The 18,150-nt window shown below is 63.4% G+C and carries 18 protein-coding genes; 12 read left to right on the top strand and 6 right to left on the bottom strand.

Annotated features, from left to right (window positions below; genetic code table 11):
* The first annotated feature begins 184 nt into the window (after nucleotides 1-184).
* On the top strand, nucleotides 185-919 hold the full coding sequence (locus BM382_RS16520; RefSeq protein ID WP_011058446.1) for a carbonic anhydrase: 735 nt from the start codon (nucleotides 185-187) through the stop codon (nucleotides 917-919).
* A 91-nt stretch (nucleotides 920-1,010) separates the two neighbouring features.
* Nucleotides 1,011-2,546, top strand: a complete 1,536-nt coding sequence (locus BM382_RS16515; protein ID WP_072443335.1) for a SulP family inorganic anion transporter — start codon at nucleotides 1,011-1,013, stop codon at nucleotides 2,544-2,546.
* 82 nt (nucleotides 2,547-2,628) lie between these two features.
* On the opposite strand, the gene BM382_RS16510 is transcribed toward BM382_RS16515, so the two are convergent.
* Nucleotides 2,629-3,279 (bottom strand): hypothetical protein, encoded by a 651-nt coding sequence (locus BM382_RS16510; RefSeq protein WP_015633641.1) that lies wholly within the window; start codon nucleotides 3,277-3,279, stop codon nucleotides 2,629-2,631.
* A 373-nt stretch (nucleotides 3,280-3,652) separates the two neighbouring features.
* On the opposite strand from BM382_RS16510, the gene coxB reads away from it, so the two are divergent.
* The 4 genes from coxB (at nucleotide 3,653) to BM382_RS16490 (ending at nucleotide 8,036) form a co-directional block, all read left to right on the top strand.
* Nucleotides 3,653-4,780: a cytochrome c oxidase subunit II gene (coxB, locus tag BM382_RS16505; RefSeq protein WP_011058449.1), complete on the top strand. Its 1,128-nt coding sequence runs from the start codon at nucleotides 3,653-3,655 to the stop codon at nucleotides 4,778-4,780.
* An 82-nt stretch (nucleotides 4,781-4,862) separates the two neighbouring features.
* On the top strand, nucleotides 4,863-6,458 hold the full coding sequence (gene ctaD, locus BM382_RS16500) for a cytochrome c oxidase subunit I (protein ID WP_011058450.1): 1,596 nt from the start codon (nucleotides 4,863-4,865) through the stop codon (nucleotides 6,456-6,458).
* A gap of 99 nt (nucleotides 6,459-6,557) precedes the next feature.
* The gene (locus BM382_RS16495; RefSeq protein ID WP_011058451.1) at nucleotides 6,558-7,115 is read left to right on the top strand and encodes a cytochrome c oxidase assembly protein; all 558 of its coding nucleotides are present in this window, start codon (nucleotides 6,558-6,560) and stop codon (nucleotides 7,113-7,115) included.
* A 33-nt stretch (nucleotides 7,116-7,148) separates the two neighbouring features.
* On the top strand, nucleotides 7,149-8,036 hold the full coding sequence (locus BM382_RS16490; RefSeq protein WP_019095612.1) for a cytochrome c oxidase subunit 3: 888 nt from the start codon (nucleotides 7,149-7,151) through the stop codon (nucleotides 8,034-8,036).
* A 6-nt stretch (nucleotides 8,037-8,042) separates the two neighbouring features.
* Here BM382_RS16490 and BM382_RS16485 read toward each other — a convergent pair whose 3' ends face one another.
* On the bottom strand, nucleotides 8,043-8,246 hold the full coding sequence (locus tag BM382_RS16485) for a twin transmembrane helix small protein (protein ID WP_011058453.1): 204 nt from the start codon (nucleotides 8,244-8,246) through the stop codon (nucleotides 8,043-8,045).
* Nucleotides 8,247-8,316: 70 nt separating this feature from the next.
* Between BM382_RS16485 and BM382_RS16480 the strand changes: the two genes are divergently transcribed.
* The 5 genes from BM382_RS16480 to BM382_RS16460 are packed head-to-tail and all read left to right on the top strand — an operon-like array spanning nucleotide 8,317 to nucleotide 12,225.
* Nucleotides 8,317-9,057 (top strand): SURF1 family protein, encoded by a 741-nt coding sequence (locus BM382_RS16480; protein ID WP_019095613.1) that lies wholly within the window; start codon nucleotides 8,317-8,319, stop codon nucleotides 9,055-9,057.
* The gene (locus BM382_RS16475) at nucleotides 9,023-9,613 is read left to right on the top strand and encodes a hypothetical protein (RefSeq protein WP_015633644.1); all 591 of its coding nucleotides are present in this window, start codon (nucleotides 9,023-9,025) and stop codon (nucleotides 9,611-9,613) included. The genes BM382_RS16480 and BM382_RS16475 overlap by 35 nt, the downstream gene beginning before the upstream one ends.
* A 10-nt stretch (nucleotides 9,614-9,623) precedes the next feature.
* Nucleotides 9,624-10,703: a COX15/CtaA family protein gene (locus tag BM382_RS16470; protein WP_011058456.1), complete on the top strand. Its 1,080-nt coding sequence runs from the start codon at nucleotides 9,624-9,626 to the stop codon at nucleotides 10,701-10,703.
* On the top strand, nucleotides 10,691-11,593 hold the full coding sequence (gene cyoE / locus BM382_RS16465; protein WP_019095616.1) for a heme o synthase: 903 nt from the start codon (nucleotides 10,691-10,693) through the stop codon (nucleotides 11,591-11,593). The genes BM382_RS16470 and cyoE overlap by 13 nt, the downstream gene beginning before the upstream one ends.
* Entirely contained in the window at nucleotides 11,590-12,225 is a 636-nt protein-coding gene (locus BM382_RS16460; protein WP_015633647.1) for an SCO family protein, read from the top strand. The genes cyoE and BM382_RS16460 overlap by 4 nt, the downstream gene beginning before the upstream one ends.
* A gap of 199 nt (nucleotides 12,226-12,424) precedes the next feature.
* Here BM382_RS16460 and BM382_RS16455 read toward each other — a convergent pair whose 3' ends face one another.
* The 3 genes from BM382_RS16455 to BM382_RS16445 are packed head-to-tail and all read right to left on the bottom strand — an operon-like array spanning nucleotide 12,425 to nucleotide 14,930.
* Nucleotides 12,425-13,198, bottom strand: coding sequence for a MetQ/NlpA family ABC transporter substrate-binding protein (locus BM382_RS16455; RefSeq protein ID WP_015633648.1), 774 nt, complete (start codon nucleotides 13,196-13,198; stop codon nucleotides 12,425-12,427).
* Nucleotides 13,199-13,257: 59 nt separating this feature from the next.
* A complete protein-coding gene (locus tag BM382_RS16450) occupies nucleotides 13,258-13,923 on the bottom strand; it encodes a methionine ABC transporter permease (RefSeq protein ID WP_011058460.1) in 666 nt (221 codons plus the stop codon).
* Nucleotides 13,923-14,930 carry a methionine ABC transporter ATP-binding protein gene (locus BM382_RS16445; protein WP_011058461.1) on the bottom strand — a complete coding sequence of 336 codons (1,008 nt, stop codon included), beginning with the start codon at nucleotides 14,928-14,930 and terminating at the stop codon, nucleotides 13,923-13,925. The genes BM382_RS16450 and BM382_RS16445 overlap by 1 nt, the downstream gene beginning before the upstream one ends.
* 215 nt (nucleotides 14,931-15,145) lie before the next feature.
* Here BM382_RS16445 and katE point away from each other — a divergent pair, with 215 nt between their 5' ends.
* A complete protein-coding gene (katE, locus tag BM382_RS16440) occupies nucleotides 15,146-17,338 on the top strand; it encodes a catalase HPII (protein ID WP_225368716.1) in 2,193 nt (730 codons plus the stop codon).
* 56 nt (nucleotides 17,339-17,394) lie between these two features.
* On the opposite strand, the gene BM382_RS16435 is transcribed toward katE, so the two are convergent.
* Nucleotides 17,395-18,114: a PA5502 family lipoprotein gene (locus BM382_RS16435; RefSeq protein WP_019095618.1), complete on the bottom strand. Its 720-nt coding sequence runs from the start codon at nucleotides 18,112-18,114 to the stop codon at nucleotides 17,395-17,397.
* Nucleotides 18,115-18,150: the final 36 nt, after the last annotated feature.

Genomic DNA, 18,150 nt, shown 5'->3' with positions numbered 1-18,150 from the left:
TTTGCCATCGCTCATAGTGGCGTTCTAGAGCCTTCCGTTCAGTTTGAGTTAAGTATTCATGGCTACCTTGTTCATCGAGTGACCTACGGGTCGCCGCCAGCGGGTCGGTGGTTTTTTTATCGATGGCTGGCGTCGTGCCGGATATTTCTGGAAAATTCACCAAATCCGACAGAGAGGATGAATCATGAGTGACAAGGATAAACAGCCGTTGGCTGCGTCGGCTCCGGCACCCACAGAAGTCGCCGAGACCGCCGATGCAGCGCTGCAGCACATCGTTGACGGCTTTTTGCATTTTCATCATGAAGTCTTCCCGCAGCAGGAAGAGCTGTTCAAGAAACTCGCCACCGCTCAGCGGCCGCGGGCGATGTTCATTGCCTGCGCCGACTCGCGCATCGTTCCCGAGCTGATCACCCAAAGCTCCCCGGGCGATCTGTTCGTGACCCGCAACGTGGGCAACGTGGTACCGCCCTACGGGCAGATGAACGGTGGTGTTTCCACGGCGATCGAGTACGCGGTGCTGGCCCTGGGGGTGCATCACATCATCGTCTGCGGGCACTCGGATTGCGGCGCCATGCGCGCGGTACTCAACCCGCAGAGCCTGGAGAAAATGCCCACGGTCAAGGCCTGGCTGCGCCACGCCGAAGTGGCGCGGACCATGGTCCACGAGAACTGCGATTGCGCCGACGAATCCTCCAGCATGCATGTGCTGACCGAAGAGAACGTCATTGCTCAACTGCAGCACCTGCGCACCCATCCTTCCGTGGCCTCGCGCATGGCCAACGGCCAGTTGTTCATCCATGGCTGGGTCTATGACATCGAGACCAGCTCGATCAAGGCCTACGACGCCGACAAGGGGTGTTTCCTGCCTCTGGATGGCAGCCACCCGATCCCGGTAGCGACGCCCAAAGCGCGTTTCTGATCCCACCTCAATCCCCCTGAGTGGTTGTAGCCAGGGCTGCCATCTGGCGGCCCGGCTTTGCCACGCCTGAAGAAAAGTCGGGAGAACTGTCATGCGTGCAGCACAGTTGAAAAGTGTCCTGCCACGGGAGCTGCTGGCTTCGGTGGTGGTGTTTCTGGTGGCCCTGCCCCTGTGCATGGGGATCGCCATTGCCTCGGGCCTGCCGCCGGCCAAGGGCCTGATCACCGGGATCATCGGTGGCCTGGTGGTGGGCTGGCTGGCGGGCTCGCCCTTGCAGGTCAGCGGGCCGGCGGCCGGGCTGGCGGTGCTGGTGTTCGAGCTGGTGCGCCAGCATGGGGTGGCCATGCTCGGGCCGATCCTGCTGCTGGCCGGGCTGCTGCAATTGCTGGCCGGGCGCCTGCGCCTGGGTTGCTGGTTCCGGGTCACGGCGCCAGCGGTGGTCTACGGCATGCTGGCGGGCATCGGCGTGCTGATCGTGCTGTCCCAGGTGCATGTGATGCTCGATGCCGCGCCCCAGGCCTCGGGCCTGGATAACCTTGTGGGCTTTCCCCAGGCTCTGGCGCAGGCCTTGCCGAGCCTGGGGTGGCAGGCTGGCTTGCTGGGGTTGGCGACTATCGCGGTGATGTGGGGCTGGGACAAGTGGCGGCCCCAGGCGCTGCGGTTCATCCCCGGTGCCCTGCTCGGTGTCGGGCTGGCGACCCTGGCCAGCCTGCTGCTGGCGCTGCCGGTGAAGCGCGTCGAGGTGCCGGCCAACCTGGCCGAGGCCATCGACTGGCTGCGCCCCGCCGACCTGCTCAACCTGGCGGACCCCAACCTGCTGATCGCCGCCTTCGCCGTGGCCTTTATCGCCAGTGCCGAAACCCTGCTCTCCGCCGCCGCGGTGGATCGCATGCACAGCGGCCAGCGCTCGGACTTCGACCGTGAACTGTCGGCCCAGGGCGTGGGCAACATGCTCTGCGGTCTGCTGGGTGCCCTGCCCATGACCGGTGTCATCGTGCGCAGCTCGGCCAATGTCCAGGCCGGGGCCCAGACCCGTTATTCGACGATTTTCCATGGCCTGTGGCTGCTGGGTTTCGTGCTGGTGCTGTCCAACGTGCTGCAGAGCATTCCGGTGGCGAGCCTGGCGGGGGTGCTGGTCTACACCGGCTTCAAGCTGGTGGACCTCAAGGTCTTTCGCGGCCTGGGGCGCTACGGGCGCATGCCGATGCTGACTTACGCGGTGACGGCCCTGGCGATTGTCTTCAGCGATCTGCTGACCGGGGTACTGATCGGCTTTGCCCTGACCCTGGCCAAGCTGGCGTTCAAGGCGTCGCGCTTGAAGATCAGCCTGATCGACCTGGCAGAGGAAGGCGAGATGGAGTTGCGTCTGGTGGGCGCTGCGACCTTTCTCAAGGTGCCGGCCCTGACTCGGGTGCTGGCGACGATTCCCCCGGCCACCACTGTGCATGTGCCCCTCAGCAACCTCAGTTATATCGACCATGCGTGCCTGGAGTTGCTGGAAGACTGGAATCGGGCCAACAGTGCCAAGGGCTCGCGGCTGGTGATCGAAACGCGGGGCTTGAAGCGGCGCCTGGAGGGCCGGTTGACCACCACCAGCGGCGTGGGGGCGGCTGCGGCGAGAGGTTGAATCGCCGGGTGGACGGGAGGGGCTTGGGCAAGCCAGGCCCTTCGCCACAAGGCTCGCTGCGAGCCTTGTGGCGAGGAGTGGGTCAGGCGGCTGGCTGGTCGAGTTCCAGTTCCACGCCCAGTTGGCGTGACAGGCAAGGCCAGCGTTTCCAGGCGGCCTCGGTGTCCGGGCTGCTGAGTTTCTCGCGGTAGGCTTCCACCGACTCCAGGGCGAAGCTTTCTTCGTCGAGCATGGCGTCGACGGCGTGGTGCACCGCTTCGTCCAGCTGGTTGGCGAAGGTTTCGCCGATCAGTTGGTGGGCGATGAGGTTGGCGACAGTCATGTCCAGAGGGATCAGCGGACGGCCGAAATGCTTGATGTACAGGTCGTTGACCTCTTCCACCAGACGGTGGGCCAGATAGGCTTCATCCAGCAGGCCGTCGAGGCCGACGTGGCCATCCATGATGGCCGGCGGCTGGAGGAAGAATTGCTCGGCGATCTTCAGCACCGGCTTGATCTGCGACTCGATGCCGGCTTCCCGGGCTACAGAGTTGGCGGCGTCCAGAAGGTCTGGAACCTGGTCGATATAGGCGCTGACAAAACGGGTCATGACGCCCTTGGCGTCGACTTCGGGCAGCTGGATGGCGGGGTGCAGGTGAGGCAATTGGCTCTCCAACTGACGGGTCAGGAGGCCGGTACTGGCTTCGTGCTGCTGGGCCAGTTTGATCTGCTCGCGCAATGCGGCGGTGTTCATGAAAACTCCAGGGAACAAGGGCAATTGAATAGGGAGAACATAAGTTAGCCTGCTTACAAAAGCGCTTAAGACGCATTTGTCATAATTATTTCATGCTTAGTCACCACGGTTATATCGTTTCGCCATCCAGGGCACTCGATCCCTTTCCCGCCGTGGCCTGCAAACCTCCTTATTAGTGTTTCAGCTGATTTACGCCCTCGCGTTGCGAGGTGGGAGTCGCTGTCTATACTCGCCCTTGTATGAAGTTAGCTGATGACGCCCGACTGCAAATGCAGCGAAGGCTCGGCCGGTTTAAGTTCGTAGTCTAGGCAGCCGCTCCCTTGCCGCAGGTGTTAAGCCGGCGGGATAACAAGAACGATAAGGGGAACCCGCAATGATGCGACATCCACATGTCTGGATGGGCCTCCTGTTGTGGTCGGTATTCAGCCAGGCGCAAGCCGCCTGGACCGTGAATATGACGCCTGGGGCGACCGAGATAAGCCACGCGGTATTCGACCTGCACATGACCATCTTCTGGATCTGTGTGGTGATCGGCGTCATCGTCTTCGGTGCGATGTTCTGGTCGATGATCGTTCACCGCCGTTCCGTCGGCCAGGTCCCGGCCAAATTCCACGAAAGCACCACGGTGGAAATCCTCTGGACCATCATTCCCTTCCTGATCCTGGTGGCCATGGCCGTGCCTGCCACGGCGACGCTGATCAAGATGTACGACACCAGCGAGCCGGACGTGGATATCCAGATCACCGGCTACCAGTGGAAGTGGCACTACAAATACCTTGGCCAGGACGTGGAGTTCTTCAGCAACCTGGCCACCCCCGCCGACCAGATCCACAACCAGAGCACCAAGGGCGAGCACTACCTGCTGGAGGTCGACCAGCCGCTGGTGCTGCCAGTGGGGGCCAAGGTGCGCTTTCTGGTGACCGCCGCCGACGTCATCCACTCCTGGTGGGTGCCGGCCTTTGCGGTCAAGCGTGATGCTATCCCGGGTTTCGTCAACGAAGCCTGGACCCGGGTCGACAAGCCCGGCATCTACCGTGGCCAGTGCGCCGAGCTGTGCGGCAAGGACCACGGCTTCATGCCGATCGTGGTGGAGGTCAAGAGCCAGGCCGACTACGACACCTGGATGGGCGAGCGCAAGGCCGAGGCGGCCAAGCTCAAGGAGCTGACCAGCAAGGAATGGACCCTAGACGAGCTGGTGGCCCGCGGTGACAAGATCTACCACACCACCTGCGTTGCCTGTCACCAGGCGGAAGGCCAGGGCCTGCCGCCGATGTTCCCGGCCCTCAAGGGCTCGAAGATCGCTACCGGTCCCAAGGAGGCTCACCTGAGCCTGGTGTTCCACGGCAAGCCGGGCACCGCCATGGCGGCCTTCGGCAAGCAGCTGTCGGAAGTCGACATCGCCGCCGTCGTCACCTACGAACGCAACGCCTGGGGCAACAACAAGGGCGACATGGTGACGCCCAAGGAAGTCCTGGCGCTGAAGCAGGCGGAAAGCAAATGAGCCGGCTCATGGGGTATGTGCGCAACCGGTCGCGGCGTTTCGCCGCCGATCATCCAGTCCATTCGCTCGCAGGAGACAGGACATGAGTGCTGTGATCGATGACCACGGCCACGCCGGCCATGATGACCACGCCCATGGCCCGGCCAAGGGCCTGATGCGCTGGGTACTGACCACCAACCACAAGGACATCGGCACCCTGTACCTGTGGTTCAGCTTCTGCATGTTCCTGCTGGGCGGCTCGTTCGCCATGGTGATCCGTGCCGAACTGTTCCAGCCCGGGCTGCAGATCGTCGAGCCGGCGTTCTTCAACCAGATGACCACCATGCATGGCCTGGTGATGGTCTTCGGTGCTGTGATGCCGGCCTTCGTCGGCCTGGCCAACTGGATGATCCCGTTGATGATCGGCGCGCCGGACATGGCCCTGCCGCGGATGAACAACTTCAGCTTCTGGCTGCTGCCGGCGGCCTTCCTGTTGCTGATCTCGACCCTGTTCATGCCCGGCGGCGGGCCGAACTTCGGCTGGACCTTCTATGCCCCCCTGTCCACCACCTACGCCCCGGAAAGCGTGACCTTCTTCATCTTCGCCATCCACCTGATGGGCGTCAGCTCGATCATGGGCGCGATCAACGTGATCGCCACCATCCTCAACCTGCGAGCCCCGGGCATGACCCTGATGAAGATGCCACTGTTCGTCTGGACCTGGCTGATCACCGCCTTCCTGCTGATTGCGGTGATGCCGGTACTGGCCGGGGTGGTGACCATGATGCTGATGGACATCCATTTCGGCACCAGCTTCTTCAGTGCAGCCGGCGGCGGTGACCCGGTGTTGTTCCAGCACGTGTTCTGGTTCTTCGGCCACCCCGAGGTGTACATCATGATCCTGCCGGCCTTCGGCGCGGTCAGCTCGATCATCCCCACCTTCAGCCGCAAGCCACTGTTCGGCTACACCTCGATGGTCTATGCCACCGGAGCGATCGCCTTCCTGTCGTTCATCGTCTGGGCGCACCACATGTTCGTGGTGGGCATCCCGCTGGTGGGCGAGCTGTTCTTCATGTACGCCACCCTGCTGATCGCCGTGCCCACTGGAGTCAAGGTGTTCAACTGGGTGAGTACCATGTGGCAGGGCTCGCTGACCTTCGAGACACCGATGCTGTTCGCGGTGGCCTTCGTCATCCTGTTCACCATCGGCGGTTTCTCCGGGCTGATGCTGGCCATTGCTCCGGCGGACTTCCAGTACCAGGACACCTACTTCGTGGTGGCGCACTTCCACTACGTACTGGTGCCGGGGGCGATCTTCGGGATCTTCGCCTCGGCCTACTACTGGCTGCCCAAGTGGACCGGGCACATGTACGACGAGACCCTGGGCAAGCTGCACTTCTGGCTGTCCTTCGTCGGCATGAACATGGCGTTCTTCCCCATGCACTTCGTGGGGCTGGCGGGCATGCCGCGGCGGATCCCGGACTACAACCTGCAGTTCGCCGACTTCAACATGGTGTCCTCGATCGGTGCGTTCACCTTCGGCGCGACGCAGATCTTCTTCCTGTTCATCGTCATCAAGTGCATCCGCGGCGGCAAAGCGGCTCCGGCCAAACCCTGGGAAGGTGCCGAAGGCCTGGAGTGGAGTATTCCCTCGCCGGCGCCGTACCACACCTTTGTCACCCCGCCGGAAGTGAAATGAACATCTGTGCTGTAGGAGCGAGCTCGCTCGCGAAGGCGCCAGAGGGTGGTGCCCGCTTCGCCGGCAAGCCGGCTCCTACAGGCTTGGGAGGACGTTGAGATGGCCGAGGTAACGCTGAAGAAACTGGTGACCCGCCTGTTGCTGGTGGTGGTGGCGATGTTCGTCTTCGGTTTTGCCCTGGTGCCGATCTACGACGTGATGTGCAAGGCCCTGGGGATCAACGGCAAGACCGGTGGGCAGTATGCGGACCAGGGGCAGCAGGTGGATGTATCGCGCCAGGTGCGGGTGCAGTTCCTGTCCACCAATGCCATCGACATGGTCTGGGATTTCTATCCCAAGTCCGATGACATCGTGGTCCATCCGGGGGCGGTGAACGAGATGATCTTCATCGCCCGCAACCCCAGCGACCACCCGATGAGCGCCCAGGCGATCCCGAGCATCTCCCCCAGCAGCGCGGCCATGTATTTCCACAAGACCGAGTGCTTCTGCTTTACCCAGCAGGTGCTGCAGCCGGGCGAGAAGATCGAGATGCCGGTGCGTTTCATCGTTGACCGTGACATGCCCAAGGATGTGAAGCACCTGACGCTGGCTTACACGCTGTTCGATATCACCGCGCGTCATCCACCGGTGGCGGTTGCCGCCAAGAACGGTGGCTAGACGATCTAGCGTGCCCGATAAGGAGAACAACCCATGGCGACTCATGAGCACTATTACGTTCCCGCCCAGAGCAAGTGGCCGATCATCGCAACGGTGGGCATGTTCGTCACCGTGGTGGGCCTGGGCACCTGGTTCAACGATCTCAAGGCTGCGCGACCGGAATCCCACGGCCCGCTGATTTTTTTCGTCGGCGGCCTGCTGCTGGCCTATATGCTGTTCGGCTGGTTTGGTGCGGTGGTCAAGGAAAGCCGCGCCGGGCTCTACAGCGCCCAGCTCGATCGCTCGTTCCGCTGGGGCATGAGCTGGTTCATCTTTTCCGAAGTGATGTTCTTCATGGCCTTCTTCGGCGCGCTGTTCTATGTGCGGCACATGTCCGGGCCCTGGCTCGGCGGTGAGGGGCACAAGGGCATCGCCCACATGCTGTGGCCGAACTTCGAGTTCGTCTGGCCGCTGCTCAACAACCCCGACCCGAAACTCTTTCCGCCGCCCAAGGGCACCATCAGCCCCTGGGGCCTGCCGCTGCTCAACACCATCCTGCTGGTGAGTTCCAGCGTCACCGTGACCATCGCCCACCACGCCTTGAAGAAAGGCCATCGGGGCGCGCTGAAGATCTGGCTGGCGCTGACGGTGCTGCTGGGTTGCGCCTTCCTGGGCTTTCAGGCCGAGGAATACATCCATGCCTACCACGAGCTGGGGCTGACCCTGGGTTCGGGGATCTACGGCGCCACCTTCTTCATGCTCACCGGTTTCCACGGTGCCCACGTGACCATTGGCACCCTGATCCTGTTCGTGATGCTGATGCGCATCATGCGCGGGCATTTCGACGCCGAGCACCAGTTCGGCTTCGAGGCCGCCAGCTGGTACTGGCACTTCGTCGATGTGGTCTGGATCGGCCTGTTCGTTTTCGTCTACGTGCTCTGAGGCGCCCTACCAGGGCGCGTGGGAGACCAGCTGGCCGCTGAAGAAACCCCAGGCGATCAAGCCGACGGTGACCACGGCCAGCGCGACCCGAATGCTCAGTGAGGTCACCAGGCGCTTGGATGAACTGTCGTCCTTGACCAGAAAGAACAGGCCGCTGAACAGGCTGACAACCGTGGCAATCAGCATCAGGACGATGGCTGCTTTGAGCATGGTGGGACTCCGGGGGAAACGCGATGTACAGCAGTATAGCGAGTGGATTTCTCAGCCTTGCAGGCCAGCCATGAAGGGCTTCCGGCCGGGCATCGGGCCGACCCTGGTGGTGCTTTTGCTGCTGCCGGTGCTGGTTGCCCTGGGCTTCTGGCAACTGGGCCGGGGCGAGCAGAAGCGCCAGTTGCTGGCCAGCTACGCCGAGCGCCGTGCGGCGGAGCCGGTGGCTGTGTTCGAGCTGTTGGCCAGCGAGGATCCGGCTTTTCGCCGGGTACGCCTGCACGGTCATTTCGATGCCGACCACAGCCTGTTGCTGGATAACCGCCTGCATGACGGCAAGGTCGGGGTCGAGCTGCTGCAACCCTTCCTCGACCAGGCCAGCGGTCGCTGGCTGCTGGTCAACCGCGGCTGGCTGCCCTGGCCCGACCGGCGCACGCCTCCCGTATTCAGCACCCCGCAGCAGAGCCTGAGCCTGGATGCCTGGGTCTACGTTTCGCCGGGCGCGGCATTCCAGCTGCACGCCGACCCCAGCGGCGCAAGCTGGCCGCGGCTGATTACCGCCGTGGCTCCGCAGGCGCTCTGGGCCGAGCTGGGCCGCAGCGGTTTCGACCATGAAGTGCGCCTGGAGTCAGGCCCGGGTGCCTACCTGACCGAATGGCCGGTGGTCGCCATGGGCCCGGAAAAACACCAGGCCTATGCGGTGCAGTGGTTCGCCATGGCCCTGGCGCTGTTCGCTCTCTATCTCTATTTCGGCTGGCACAACACTCGGGAGAAACGCCATGGGAACGGCCATGAATCCACCCAACATCTCTGACGCCCAGGCGCCCAACCGGCGGCGCGGCCGCTGGCAACTGGTGCTGATCCTGCTGATGGTGATCGGCCCGATGATCCTTGCCACCGGCATGTACAAGCTGCAGTTCTGGGTACCGGAAAGCCGCAGCTATCACGGCGAGCTGATCGGCAATGGCCAGACCCGCGCCCAGATCGGCGTGCAGGCCGAGGAGGATCGCTGGCAGGTTCTGGTCACCGCGCCCGGGGAGTGCGCAGTGGATTGCCAGCAACTGGTGTACCTGGCGCGGCAGATCCAGATCGCCCTGGGCCGTGATGCCTCGCGGGCCAGCCATGCCCTGGCCAGCGCCCGGCCCCTGAGCGCCGAATACGAAGCCAAGCTGCAGCGTGAATACCCGCAACTGCAACGCTACCCCCTGGACCTGGCGACCTTCACCAAGGGCGCCAACGACAAGGAGGCGCCGCAGCTGTGGATCGTCGACCCCCACAGCAACCTGGTGCTGCGCTACGACGCCCGGGTCAAGGGCAAGGACCTGCTCAACGACCTGCGCCACCTGCTGAAACTGTCGAACATCGGATAAGGGCATCGTCATGGCCAAACCTGGATTTCGCCTCGCGTTGTTTGCCACCTTGCTGGCCCTGATCGTGGTGCTGCTCGGCGCCTACACCCGGCTGACCCATGCCGGCCTCGGCTGCCCGGACTGGCCCGGCTGCTACGGCTTTATCAGCGTGCCGAAAGGCGAAGCCCAGTTGGCCCATGCCGAGCTGCATTTTCCCGATACCCCGGTGGAGGCCCACAAGGGCTGGAACGAGATGATCCACCGATACTTCGCCGGCACCCTGGGGCTGCTGATCGTGCTCCTGGCGGCCCGGGCCTGGACCCATCGCCGGCATCCGGGGCAGCCCCTGAAGCTACCGCTGTTCCTCCTGGCAGTGGTGTTCGCCCAGGCGGCCTTCGGCATGTGGACAGTGACCCTCAAGCTCTGGCCGCAAGTGGTCACCGCGCACCTGCTGGGCGGTTTCGCCACCCTGAGCCTGTTGTTCCTGCTGACCTTGCGCCTGTCCGGGGTATTGCCGGCGCTGATCGTGCCGCGGCGCTTGCAGTACTGGGCCACCGCCGGGCTGGTGCTGGTGATCGGGCAGATCGCCCTGGGTGGCTGGGTCAGTTCCAACTACGCGGCGGTGGCCTGTATCGACCTGCCCACCTGCCATGGCCAGTGGTGGCCGAACATGGACTTCGCCAACGGCTTCCACCTGACCCAGCACATCGGCCCCAACTACCTGGGCGGGCAACTGGACAGCGATGCCCGCACCGCCATCCACATGACCCACCGGGTTGGCGCGGTGCTGGTGACCCTGGTGTTGCTGGGCCTGGCCTGGCAGCTGCGGCAGACCGGCATGACCCGCCTGGCCGGGCTGGTGCTGGTGGCGCTGGGGGCGCAGGTCAGCCTGGGCCTGAGCAACGTGTTCTTTCATTTGCCACTGCCGGTGGCCGTGGCCCACAACGCCGGGGGGGCGGCGCTGCTGCTGACCCTGGTGCTGGTCAACTACCACGCCCGTACCAGCCTGGTACGGGCCCGGGATCGCCTGCCCCTGGGCTGGCGGCTCAGCCCGCGTAAACAGATGGCGGGTCCCATCACCATCAAAGGAGAGATGCCATGGCGACTCTGATCGGCGAACGTCAGCACCCCCAGGCGATCTGGCGCGATTACCTGGAACTGACCAAACCCAAGGTGGTGGTGCTGATGCTGATCACCTCCCTGGTGGGCATGTTCCTCGCCACCCGCGCCGGAGTTCCGTGGACGGTGCTGGTGTTCGGCAACCTGGGCATTGCCCTGTGCGCGGGCGGGGCGGCGGCGGTCAACCATGTGGTGGACCGGCGCATCGATGCGGTAATGGCCCGGACCCACAAGCGGCCCCTGGCCGAAGGCCGGGTATCGCCACGAGCGGCGCTGGCCTTTGCCCTGCTCCTGGCGCTAGCCGGGCAGGCGCTGCTGCTGACCTTCACCAATCCACTCACGGCCTGGCTGACCCTGGCCTCGCTGCTGGGCTATGCGGTGGTCTACACCGGGTTTCTGAAGCGCGCGACGCCGCAGAACATCGTGATCGGCGGGCTGGCCGGCGCGGCTCCACCGTTGCTGGGCTGGGTCGCCGCCACCGGGCACATGAGCGCCGAACCGCTGCTGCTGGTGCTGATCATCTTCGCCTGGACCCCGCCGCACTTCTGGGCCCTGGCCATCCACCGCAAAGAGGAATACGCCAAGGCCGATATCCCGATGCTGCCGGTCACCCATGGCGAGCACTACACCAAGGTGCACATCCTGCTCTACACCTTTGCCCTGCTGGCGGTGAGCTTGCTGCCCTATGTCATCCACATGAGTGGCGTGCTGTACCTGGTGTGCGCCCTGGCCCTGGGCGGGCGCTTCCTGCAATGGGCCTGGGTGCTGTACCGTGGCACTCGGCCGCACGCGGCGATCAACACCTTCAAGTACTCTATTTATTACTTGTTCCTGCTGTTCATCGCCCTGCTCGTAGACCACTACCTATTGTTGAACCTATGACTCGAACTCAGAAAACCGTCTTTATTCTCGTTGCCCTGGTGGCCCTGGTGCTGGGGCTTACCGTCAACAAAGTACTGTCCGGCAAGGGTCAGGGCGACCCCACTGCACTGATCGATGCGGGCATCATCCTGCTGCCGCAAAGCCGTACCCTGCCTGCGGTGAAGATGGTCGACCAGGACGGCCAGCCAGTGGTGATCGACGAGCTGAAGGGCAAATGGTCGCTGCTGTTCTTCGGCTACACCTTCTGCCCGGACATCTGCCCCACCACCCTGGCGCAGTTGCGGCAGATCAAGAGCGAGCTGCCCAAGGAAGCGGTGGACAAGCTGCAGGTGGTCCTGGTCAGCGTCGACCCCAACCGTGATACCCCGCAGCAGCTCAAGCAGTACCTGGGCTACTTCGACAAGGACTTCAAGGGCCTGACCGCCTCCTCGGTGGAAGACCTGCAGAAGCTTGCCAACGCCGTGAGCATTCCCTTCATCCCGGCCGATACCAGCAAGCCCAACTACACCGTGGACCACAGCGGCAACCTGGCGGTGATCGGCCCGGACGGTACCCAGCGCGGTTTCATCCGTGCTCCGCTGAACAACCAGAAGCTGGTGGCCCAACTGCCTGTGATGCTGCAGCGCAAATAACGCTACATGCTCGAACCGCCGAACCGCCGAACCGCCGAACCGCCGAACCCTGTAGCCGCTGCCGCAGGCTGCGATCGGCCTCGAAGAGGACGTGCTCCTGATGCCCTTGGAAGACGCTGGGCGCCTTATCCCGGCCTTCGGCAGCGGCTACAACGAAACGGGGCGCCCCAAGGCGCCCCGTTTGTGTTTCTGCAACCGATCAGAACGCCGGCACGATGGCGCCTTTGTACTTCTCGAGAATGAACTGCTTCACTTCAGGGCTGTGCAGGGCCGCGACCAGCTTCTTCATGGCGTCCGAATCCTTGTCGTCAGGACGGGCCACCAGGATGTTCACGTAAGGCGAATCCTTGCCTTCGATCACCAGGGCGTCCTTGGAAGGATCCAGCTTGGCTTCCAGGGCATAGTTGGTGTTGATCAGCGCCAGGTCGACCTGGGTCAGCACGCGCGGGATGGTGGCGGCTTCCAGTTCACGGAACTTCAGGTCCTTGGGGTTCTCGGTGATGTCCTTGATGGTGGCCAGGATGTTGTTGGAATCCTTGAGCTTGATCAGGCCGGCCTTGTCCAGCAGCAACAGCGCGCGGCCGCCGTTGGTGGCGTCGTTGGGGATCACCACGGTGGCGCCGCCCGGCAGTTCGGAGAGCTGCTTGTACTTGCTGGAATAGGCACCCAGGGGCTCGACGTGAACACCGGCAACGTTCACCAGCTTGGTGCCCTTGGCCTTGTTGAACTCATCCAGGTAGGGCTGGTGCTGGAAGAAGTTGGCGTCCAGGCGCTTTTCGGCGACTTGCACGTTGGGCTGCACGTAGTCGGTGAAGACCTTGACCTTCAGGTCCACGCCTTCCTTGGCCAGGGCCGGTTTGACGAACTCCAGGATCTCGGCGTGGGGCACTGGTGTGGCGGCCACGGTCAGGGTTTCGGCGGCGTGCGCGGAGAACGCGGCAACGGCTGCGAAAGCGACGAGTAGTTTTTTCATCCAACAAGCTCCTTGTAAGTCGCCCGACCCCGGGCGCCTGCCGGCCTGGGCCGGCAATTTTATTTGCGGGAAAAGTGCACCACCAGCTTGTCGCCGACGGTTTGCAGAACCTGGACCAGCACCAGCAGCAACACCACGGTCACCACCATCACATCGGTCTGGAAGCGCTGGTAGCCGAAGCGGATCGCCAGGTCGCCCAGGCCACCGGCCCCCACCACGCCGGCCATGGCGGTGTAGGACACCAGGGTAATGGCAGTCACGGTGATAGCGGCAAAGATGCCCGGGCGGGCTTCCGGGAGCAAGGCATTGGTAATGATCTGCCGGGTGCTGGCACCCATGGACTGGGTGGCCTCGATGATGCCGCGATCCACTTCGCGCAGGGCGGTTTCCACCAGCCGGGCAAAGAACGGCGTGGCGCCGACCACCAGCGGTGGAATGGCCCCGGCAACCCCCAGCGATGTGCCGGTGATCAGTACGGTGAAGGGAATCATCACGATCAGCAGAATGATGAACGGCAGCGAACGCAGGATGTTGACCACCAGCGACAGCAGCGCATACAGCGACTTCTGCTCCAGCAGTTGGCGCGGGCTGCAGAGGAACAGCAGCACGCCCAGTGGCAGGCCCAGCAGTACGGTGAACAGCAGCGAGCCGCCGAGCATCATCAGGGTGTCGCCGGTGGCCAGCCAGATTTCCAGCCAGTCGATGTTGGCGAAGAAGGTATCCATCAGCGCAGCACCTCCATGTGGACATCGGCCGCGGTGAAGCGGGCGAAGGCCGCTTCCATGTCACCGCCGGTGATGGCCAGGGTCAATTGCCCGTAAGGGGTGTCCTTGATGCGGTCGATGCGTCCGGCGAGGATGCTGTAGTCGACCCCGGTCTCCCGGGCCACGGTGCCCAGCAGCGGCGCGTAGGTGGAATCGCCCTGGAAGGTCAGGCGCACGATGCGCCCCGGTACGTGGGCGAAGTCGTCGCGCTGCTCGTTCTCGTCGATCTGCTCGTCTTCCTGGACAAAGCGCCGGGTGGTCGGGTGCTTGGGGTGCAGGAACACGTCGGCCACCGGGCCCTGTTCGACGATCACGCCGGCGTCCATCACCGCCACCTGGTCACAGACGCGACGGATCACGTCCATCTCGTGGGTGATCAGGACGATGGTCAGGTTCAGCTCGCGGTTGATCTCGGCCAGCAGTTGCAGGACCGAGGCGGTGGTCTGCGGGTCCAGGGCGCTGGTGGCCTCGTCGCACAGCAGGATCTTCGGCTTGGTGGCCAGGGCGCGGGCGATGCCGACGCGCTGCTTCTGGCCGCCGGACAGCTGCGCCGGGTATTTCTTCGCGTGGTCGGCCAGGCCGACCCGGTCCAGCAGCTCGGCCACCCGGCGGTCGATGTCGCTGCGCGACAGCTCGCCGGCCAGGGTCAGGGGCAGGGCGACGTTGTCGGCCACGGTCTTGGACGACAGCAGGTTGAAGTGCTGGAAGATCATGCCGACCTGCTGGCGGAAGCGGCGCAGGCCACTGGCGTCCAGGGCGGTGACGTCTTCGTCGTCGACGACGATGGTGCCGCCACTGGGGTTTTCCAGGCGGTTGATCAGGCGCAGCAGAGTACTTTTACCCGCACCGGAGTGGCCGATCAGGCCGAACACCTGGCCATTCTCGACCCGAAGGCTGGTCGGGTGCAGGGCGGGAATATCCTTACCGGCGACCCGGTAGGTTTTATGGACGTTTTGAAACTCGATCACGTAGCGAACCTTGTGGGGCGCGTTAGAAAAGGATCAGCGGTTAGCCGGGCGCGCATTTTAGCCTGTCCGTATAGAGGTTCTTAGCATTTATTTCGCAATCATCCTGCCATTTGGCAATAACGCGATCAAAGGTCATAAAAAAGGAACGCTCGCACCTTCTCGTCAGTCATTAGTTAAGTCACTCGAAAGCCGCCAGGTGCCGTGCCTGGAGGCCTTTGCCCACGAAGCCCCGGCACGCCAGGGATTTCGCCAACGAGGAGTTTTGCCTGATGAGCACGAAGAAGCCCGATACCCCAAAAAGCCAGATGGCCGGGACCGACACCCTGGACCGCGGCAACAGCAACAGCAAGCTCAAGAGCCTGGAGACGTTCCGCTCCGACGCCACCGGGCAGGCCCTGCGGACCAACCAGGGGGTGAAGATCGCCGACAACCAGAACACCCTCAAAGCCGGTGCTCGTGGGCCTTCGCTGCTGGAAGACTTCATCATGCGGGAGAAGATCACCCACTTCGACCATGAGCGGATTCCCGAGCGCATCGTGCATGCCCGAGGGGTGGGAGCCCATGGTTACTTCCAGAGCTATGACAACCATTCCGCATTGACCAAGGCCGGTTTCCTGCGTGATCCGGGGAAGAAAACACCAGTGTTCGTACGCTTTTCCACGGTCCAGGGGCCAAGAGGCTCTGGCGACACCGTGCGTGACGTGCGCGGCTTTGCGGTGAAGTTCTTCACTGACGAAGGCAACTTCGACCTGGTGGGCAACAACATGCCGGTGTTCTTCATTCAGGACGCGATCAAGTTCCCCGATTTCGTACACGCCGTGAAACCCGAACCCCATAACGAAATACCCACCGGCGGCTCGGCCCATGACACCTTCTGGGACTTTGTCTCGCTGCAGCCGGAATCGGCGCACATGGTGATCTGGGCCATGTCCGACCGGGCCATTCCGAAAAGCCTGCGGGCCATGCAGGGCTTTGGCGTGCATACCTTTCGCCTGATCAACGCCCAGGGCCGGTCGAGCTTCGTCAAGTTCCACTGGCGGCCGACGGTGGGTACCTGTTCGCTGGTCTGGGATGAGGCGCAGAAGCTGGCGGGCAAGGACACCGACTTCCATCGCCGCGACCTGTGGGAATCGATCGAAGCCGGGGATTACCCGGAGTGGGAGTTCGGCGTACAGATCATCGCCGAGGAAGACGAGCACAACTTTGATTTCGACATCCTCGACCCGACCAAGCTGATCCCCGAGGAACTGGTGCCGATCACGCCCCTGGGCAAGATGGTGCTGAACCGCAACCCGGACAACTATTTTGCCGAGACCGAGCAGGTCGCCTTCTGCCCGGGGCACATAGTGCCCGGGATCGACTTCTCCAACGACCCGCTGTTGCAAGGACGGCTGTTTTCCTACACCGATACCCAGATCAGCCGCCTGGGTGGGCCGAACTTCCACGAATTGCCGATCAATCGGCCGCTGGCGCCCTTCCACAACAGCCAGCGCGACGCCATGCACCGCATCACCCTGGACAAGGGCCGGGCCTCCTATGAGCCCAATTCCATCGACGGCGGCTGGCCCAGGGAAACCCCACCGGCGGCCGAGGATGGCGGCTTCGAGAGTTACAACGAGCGTATCGATGCGCACAAGATCCGCCAGCGCAGCGAATCGTTCAGCGACCATTTCTCCCAGGCGCGGCTGTTCTACAAGAGCATGAGCAAGCACGAGCAGGAGCACATCATCGCCGCCTACAGCTTTGAGCTGGGCAAGGTGGAACGTGAATGGATCCGCGAACGCCAGGTCAACGAGATTCTGGCCAACATCGACCTGCAACTGGCCGCGCGAGTGGCCGAGAACCTCGGGCTGGCGGCGCCGAAGAAAGCCACGGTGGCGGAGCGCAAGACTTCGCTCTCGCGCTCGCCGGCCCTGAGCCAGGCGAACCTGTTGCCGGGCAATATCAAAACCCGGAAGGTGGCGATTCTGGCGGCCAATGGCGTCGATGGTGCGGCGATCGATGCGCTGAAGAAGGCTCTCAAGGCCGAAGGGGCGCACGCCAAGCTACTGGGGCCGACCTCGGCGCCGGTCACCACGGCGGACGGCAAGAGCCTGCCGGTGGATGCGTCCATGGAGGGCTTGCCATCGGTGGCCTTCGATGCGGTGTTCGTGCCCGGAGGTGCGCAGTCGATCAAGGCCTTGAGCGGCAATGGCGTGGCTCTGCATTACTTGCTGGAGGCGTACAAGCACCTCAAGGCGATTGCCCTGCACGGCGATGCCCGGGAGCTGTTGCACAGCCTGCGGCTGGAGGCGGATGAAGGCTTGATCGTGGGGGCCGATGCCAAGGCGCTGAAGGCATTCATTGCCGCCATCGCACAACATCGGGTCTGGAGCCGAGAGGAAAAGGCCAAGGCAATCCCGGCCTGAACACACTTTCCCCGACAAGCCTGCTCCGTCTAGGAGCCGGCTTGCCGGCGAAGGCTTTACTGCGCCTTGCGCGGAGTCAGCACCATCTGCGCCGGTACATGGCGCACGATTTGCCGATTGATCTTCTGTTCAAAGTCCGGGTCGAGCTTCTTCACCCGCTTGCCGAGCAGGGTCGACAGCCAGGGGTAATCCTCGGTGCGTGGTACCTGGATGCTCACGTCGCACTGGTAATTCACCACATCGGCGGCCAGGGCATCGAGTTGATGCCGCAGCTTGCGGATATCAGTGACGTTCAAGGCGACGGTGGTGCTCTCGGCGGTCGGATCGATCAGCTTGGCCGCAGGGCGCGCTTCGGCGGCCTTCAGGGCGGCTTCGGCCTTGTCCAGCTCCGCCTTGCGGGCGTGGGCAATGGCATTGTTGACCCCACCGGTCAGCGCCGGAGCCTTGGGCATCAGTGCCCGGGCACGGCTCAGGGCCGTGGCTGCGGCGTTCACATCGCCCTTCTGCAGGACGATCTGGCTGCGCTGCAGATAGGCTTCGGCCAACTGCCGCTGGTACTGCACCAGTTGCGGGTCGTCGGGCGTCTGCGCCTGCAAGGCGCTGAGTTGATCTTCCGCGGTGGCCAGTTCGCTGCTGGCGATGTTTTGTTCCAGCTGCGCGATGGCCGTGGCCCGTGCATCAGGGACCTCGGTGGCCGCTGGTGGCGTGCTTTGGCAGGCTCCCAGTAGCAGGGAAAATGCGACAAGGAGCAGATAACGGGAGGCGAACGGCTTCATTCCTGCGACTCTCTAATTGCGCAAAAAGCGAGCAAG

The sequence above is a fragment of the Pseudomonas sp. NFPP25 genome (assembly GCF_900116505.1).
In the GTDB taxonomy this organism is placed as follows: Bacteria; Pseudomonadota; Gammaproteobacteria; order Pseudomonadales; family Pseudomonadaceae; genus Aquipseudomonas; species Aquipseudomonas protegens.
Note: the sequence above shows the minus strand (reverse complement) of the source record. Positions and strands in the feature narration are given on the sequence as shown.

Bases quoted from the DNA above. Each gene is read 5' to 3' on its own strand.
- BM382_RS16470 (WP_011058456.1), top strand. From the start codon at position 9,624: ATGGCCAAACCTGGATTTCGCCTCGCGTTGTTTGCCACCTTGCTGGCC.
- BM382_RS16460 (WP_015633647.1), top strand. From the start codon at position 11,590: ATGACTCGAACTCAGAAAACCGTCTTTATTCTCGTTGCCCTGGTGGCC.
- BM382_RS16450 (WP_011058460.1), bottom strand. From the start codon at position 13,923: ATGGATACCTTCTTCGCCAACATCGACTGGCTGGAAATCTGGCTGGCC.
- BM382_RS16455 (WP_015633648.1), bottom strand. From the start codon at position 13,198: ATGAAAAAACTACTCGTCGCTTTCGCAGCCGTTGCCGCGTTCTCCGCG.
- BM382_RS16435 (WP_019095618.1), bottom strand. From the start codon at position 18,114: ATGAAGCCGTTCGCCTCCCGTTATCTGCTCCTTGTCGCATTTTCCCTG.
- cyoE (WP_019095616.1), top strand. From the start codon at position 10,691: ATGGCGACTCTGATCGGCGAACGTCAGCACCCCCAGGCGATCTGGCGC.
- BM382_RS16520 (WP_011058446.1), top strand. From the start codon at position 185: ATGAGTGACAAGGATAAACAGCCGTTGGCTGCGTCGGCTCCGGCACCC.
- BM382_RS16475 (WP_015633644.1), top strand. From the start codon at position 9,023: ATGGGAACGGCCATGAATCCACCCAACATCTCTGACGCCCAGGCGCCC.
- BM382_RS16480 (WP_019095613.1), top strand. From the start codon at position 8,317: ATGAAGGGCTTCCGGCCGGGCATCGGGCCGACCCTGGTGGTGCTTTTG.
- BM382_RS16510 (WP_015633641.1), bottom strand. From the start codon at position 3,279: ATGAACACCGCCGCATTGCGCGAGCAGATCAAACTGGCCCAGCAGCAC.
- BM382_RS16485 (WP_011058453.1), bottom strand. From the start codon at position 8,246: ATGCTCAAAGCAGCCATCGTCCTGATGCTGATTGCCACGGTTGTCAGC.
- coxB (WP_011058449.1), top strand. From the start codon at position 3,653: ATGATGCGACATCCACATGTCTGGATGGGCCTCCTGTTGTGGTCGGTA.
- BM382_RS16495 (WP_011058451.1), top strand. From the start codon at position 6,558: ATGGCCGAGGTAACGCTGAAGAAACTGGTGACCCGCCTGTTGCTGGTG.
- ctaD (WP_011058450.1), top strand. From the start codon at position 4,863: ATGAGTGCTGTGATCGATGACCACGGCCACGCCGGCCATGATGACCAC.
- BM382_RS16515 (WP_072443335.1), top strand. From the start codon at position 1,011: ATGCGTGCAGCACAGTTGAAAAGTGTCCTGCCACGGGAGCTGCTGGCT.
- BM382_RS16490 (WP_019095612.1), top strand. From the start codon at position 7,149: ATGGCGACTCATGAGCACTATTACGTTCCCGCCCAGAGCAAGTGGCCG.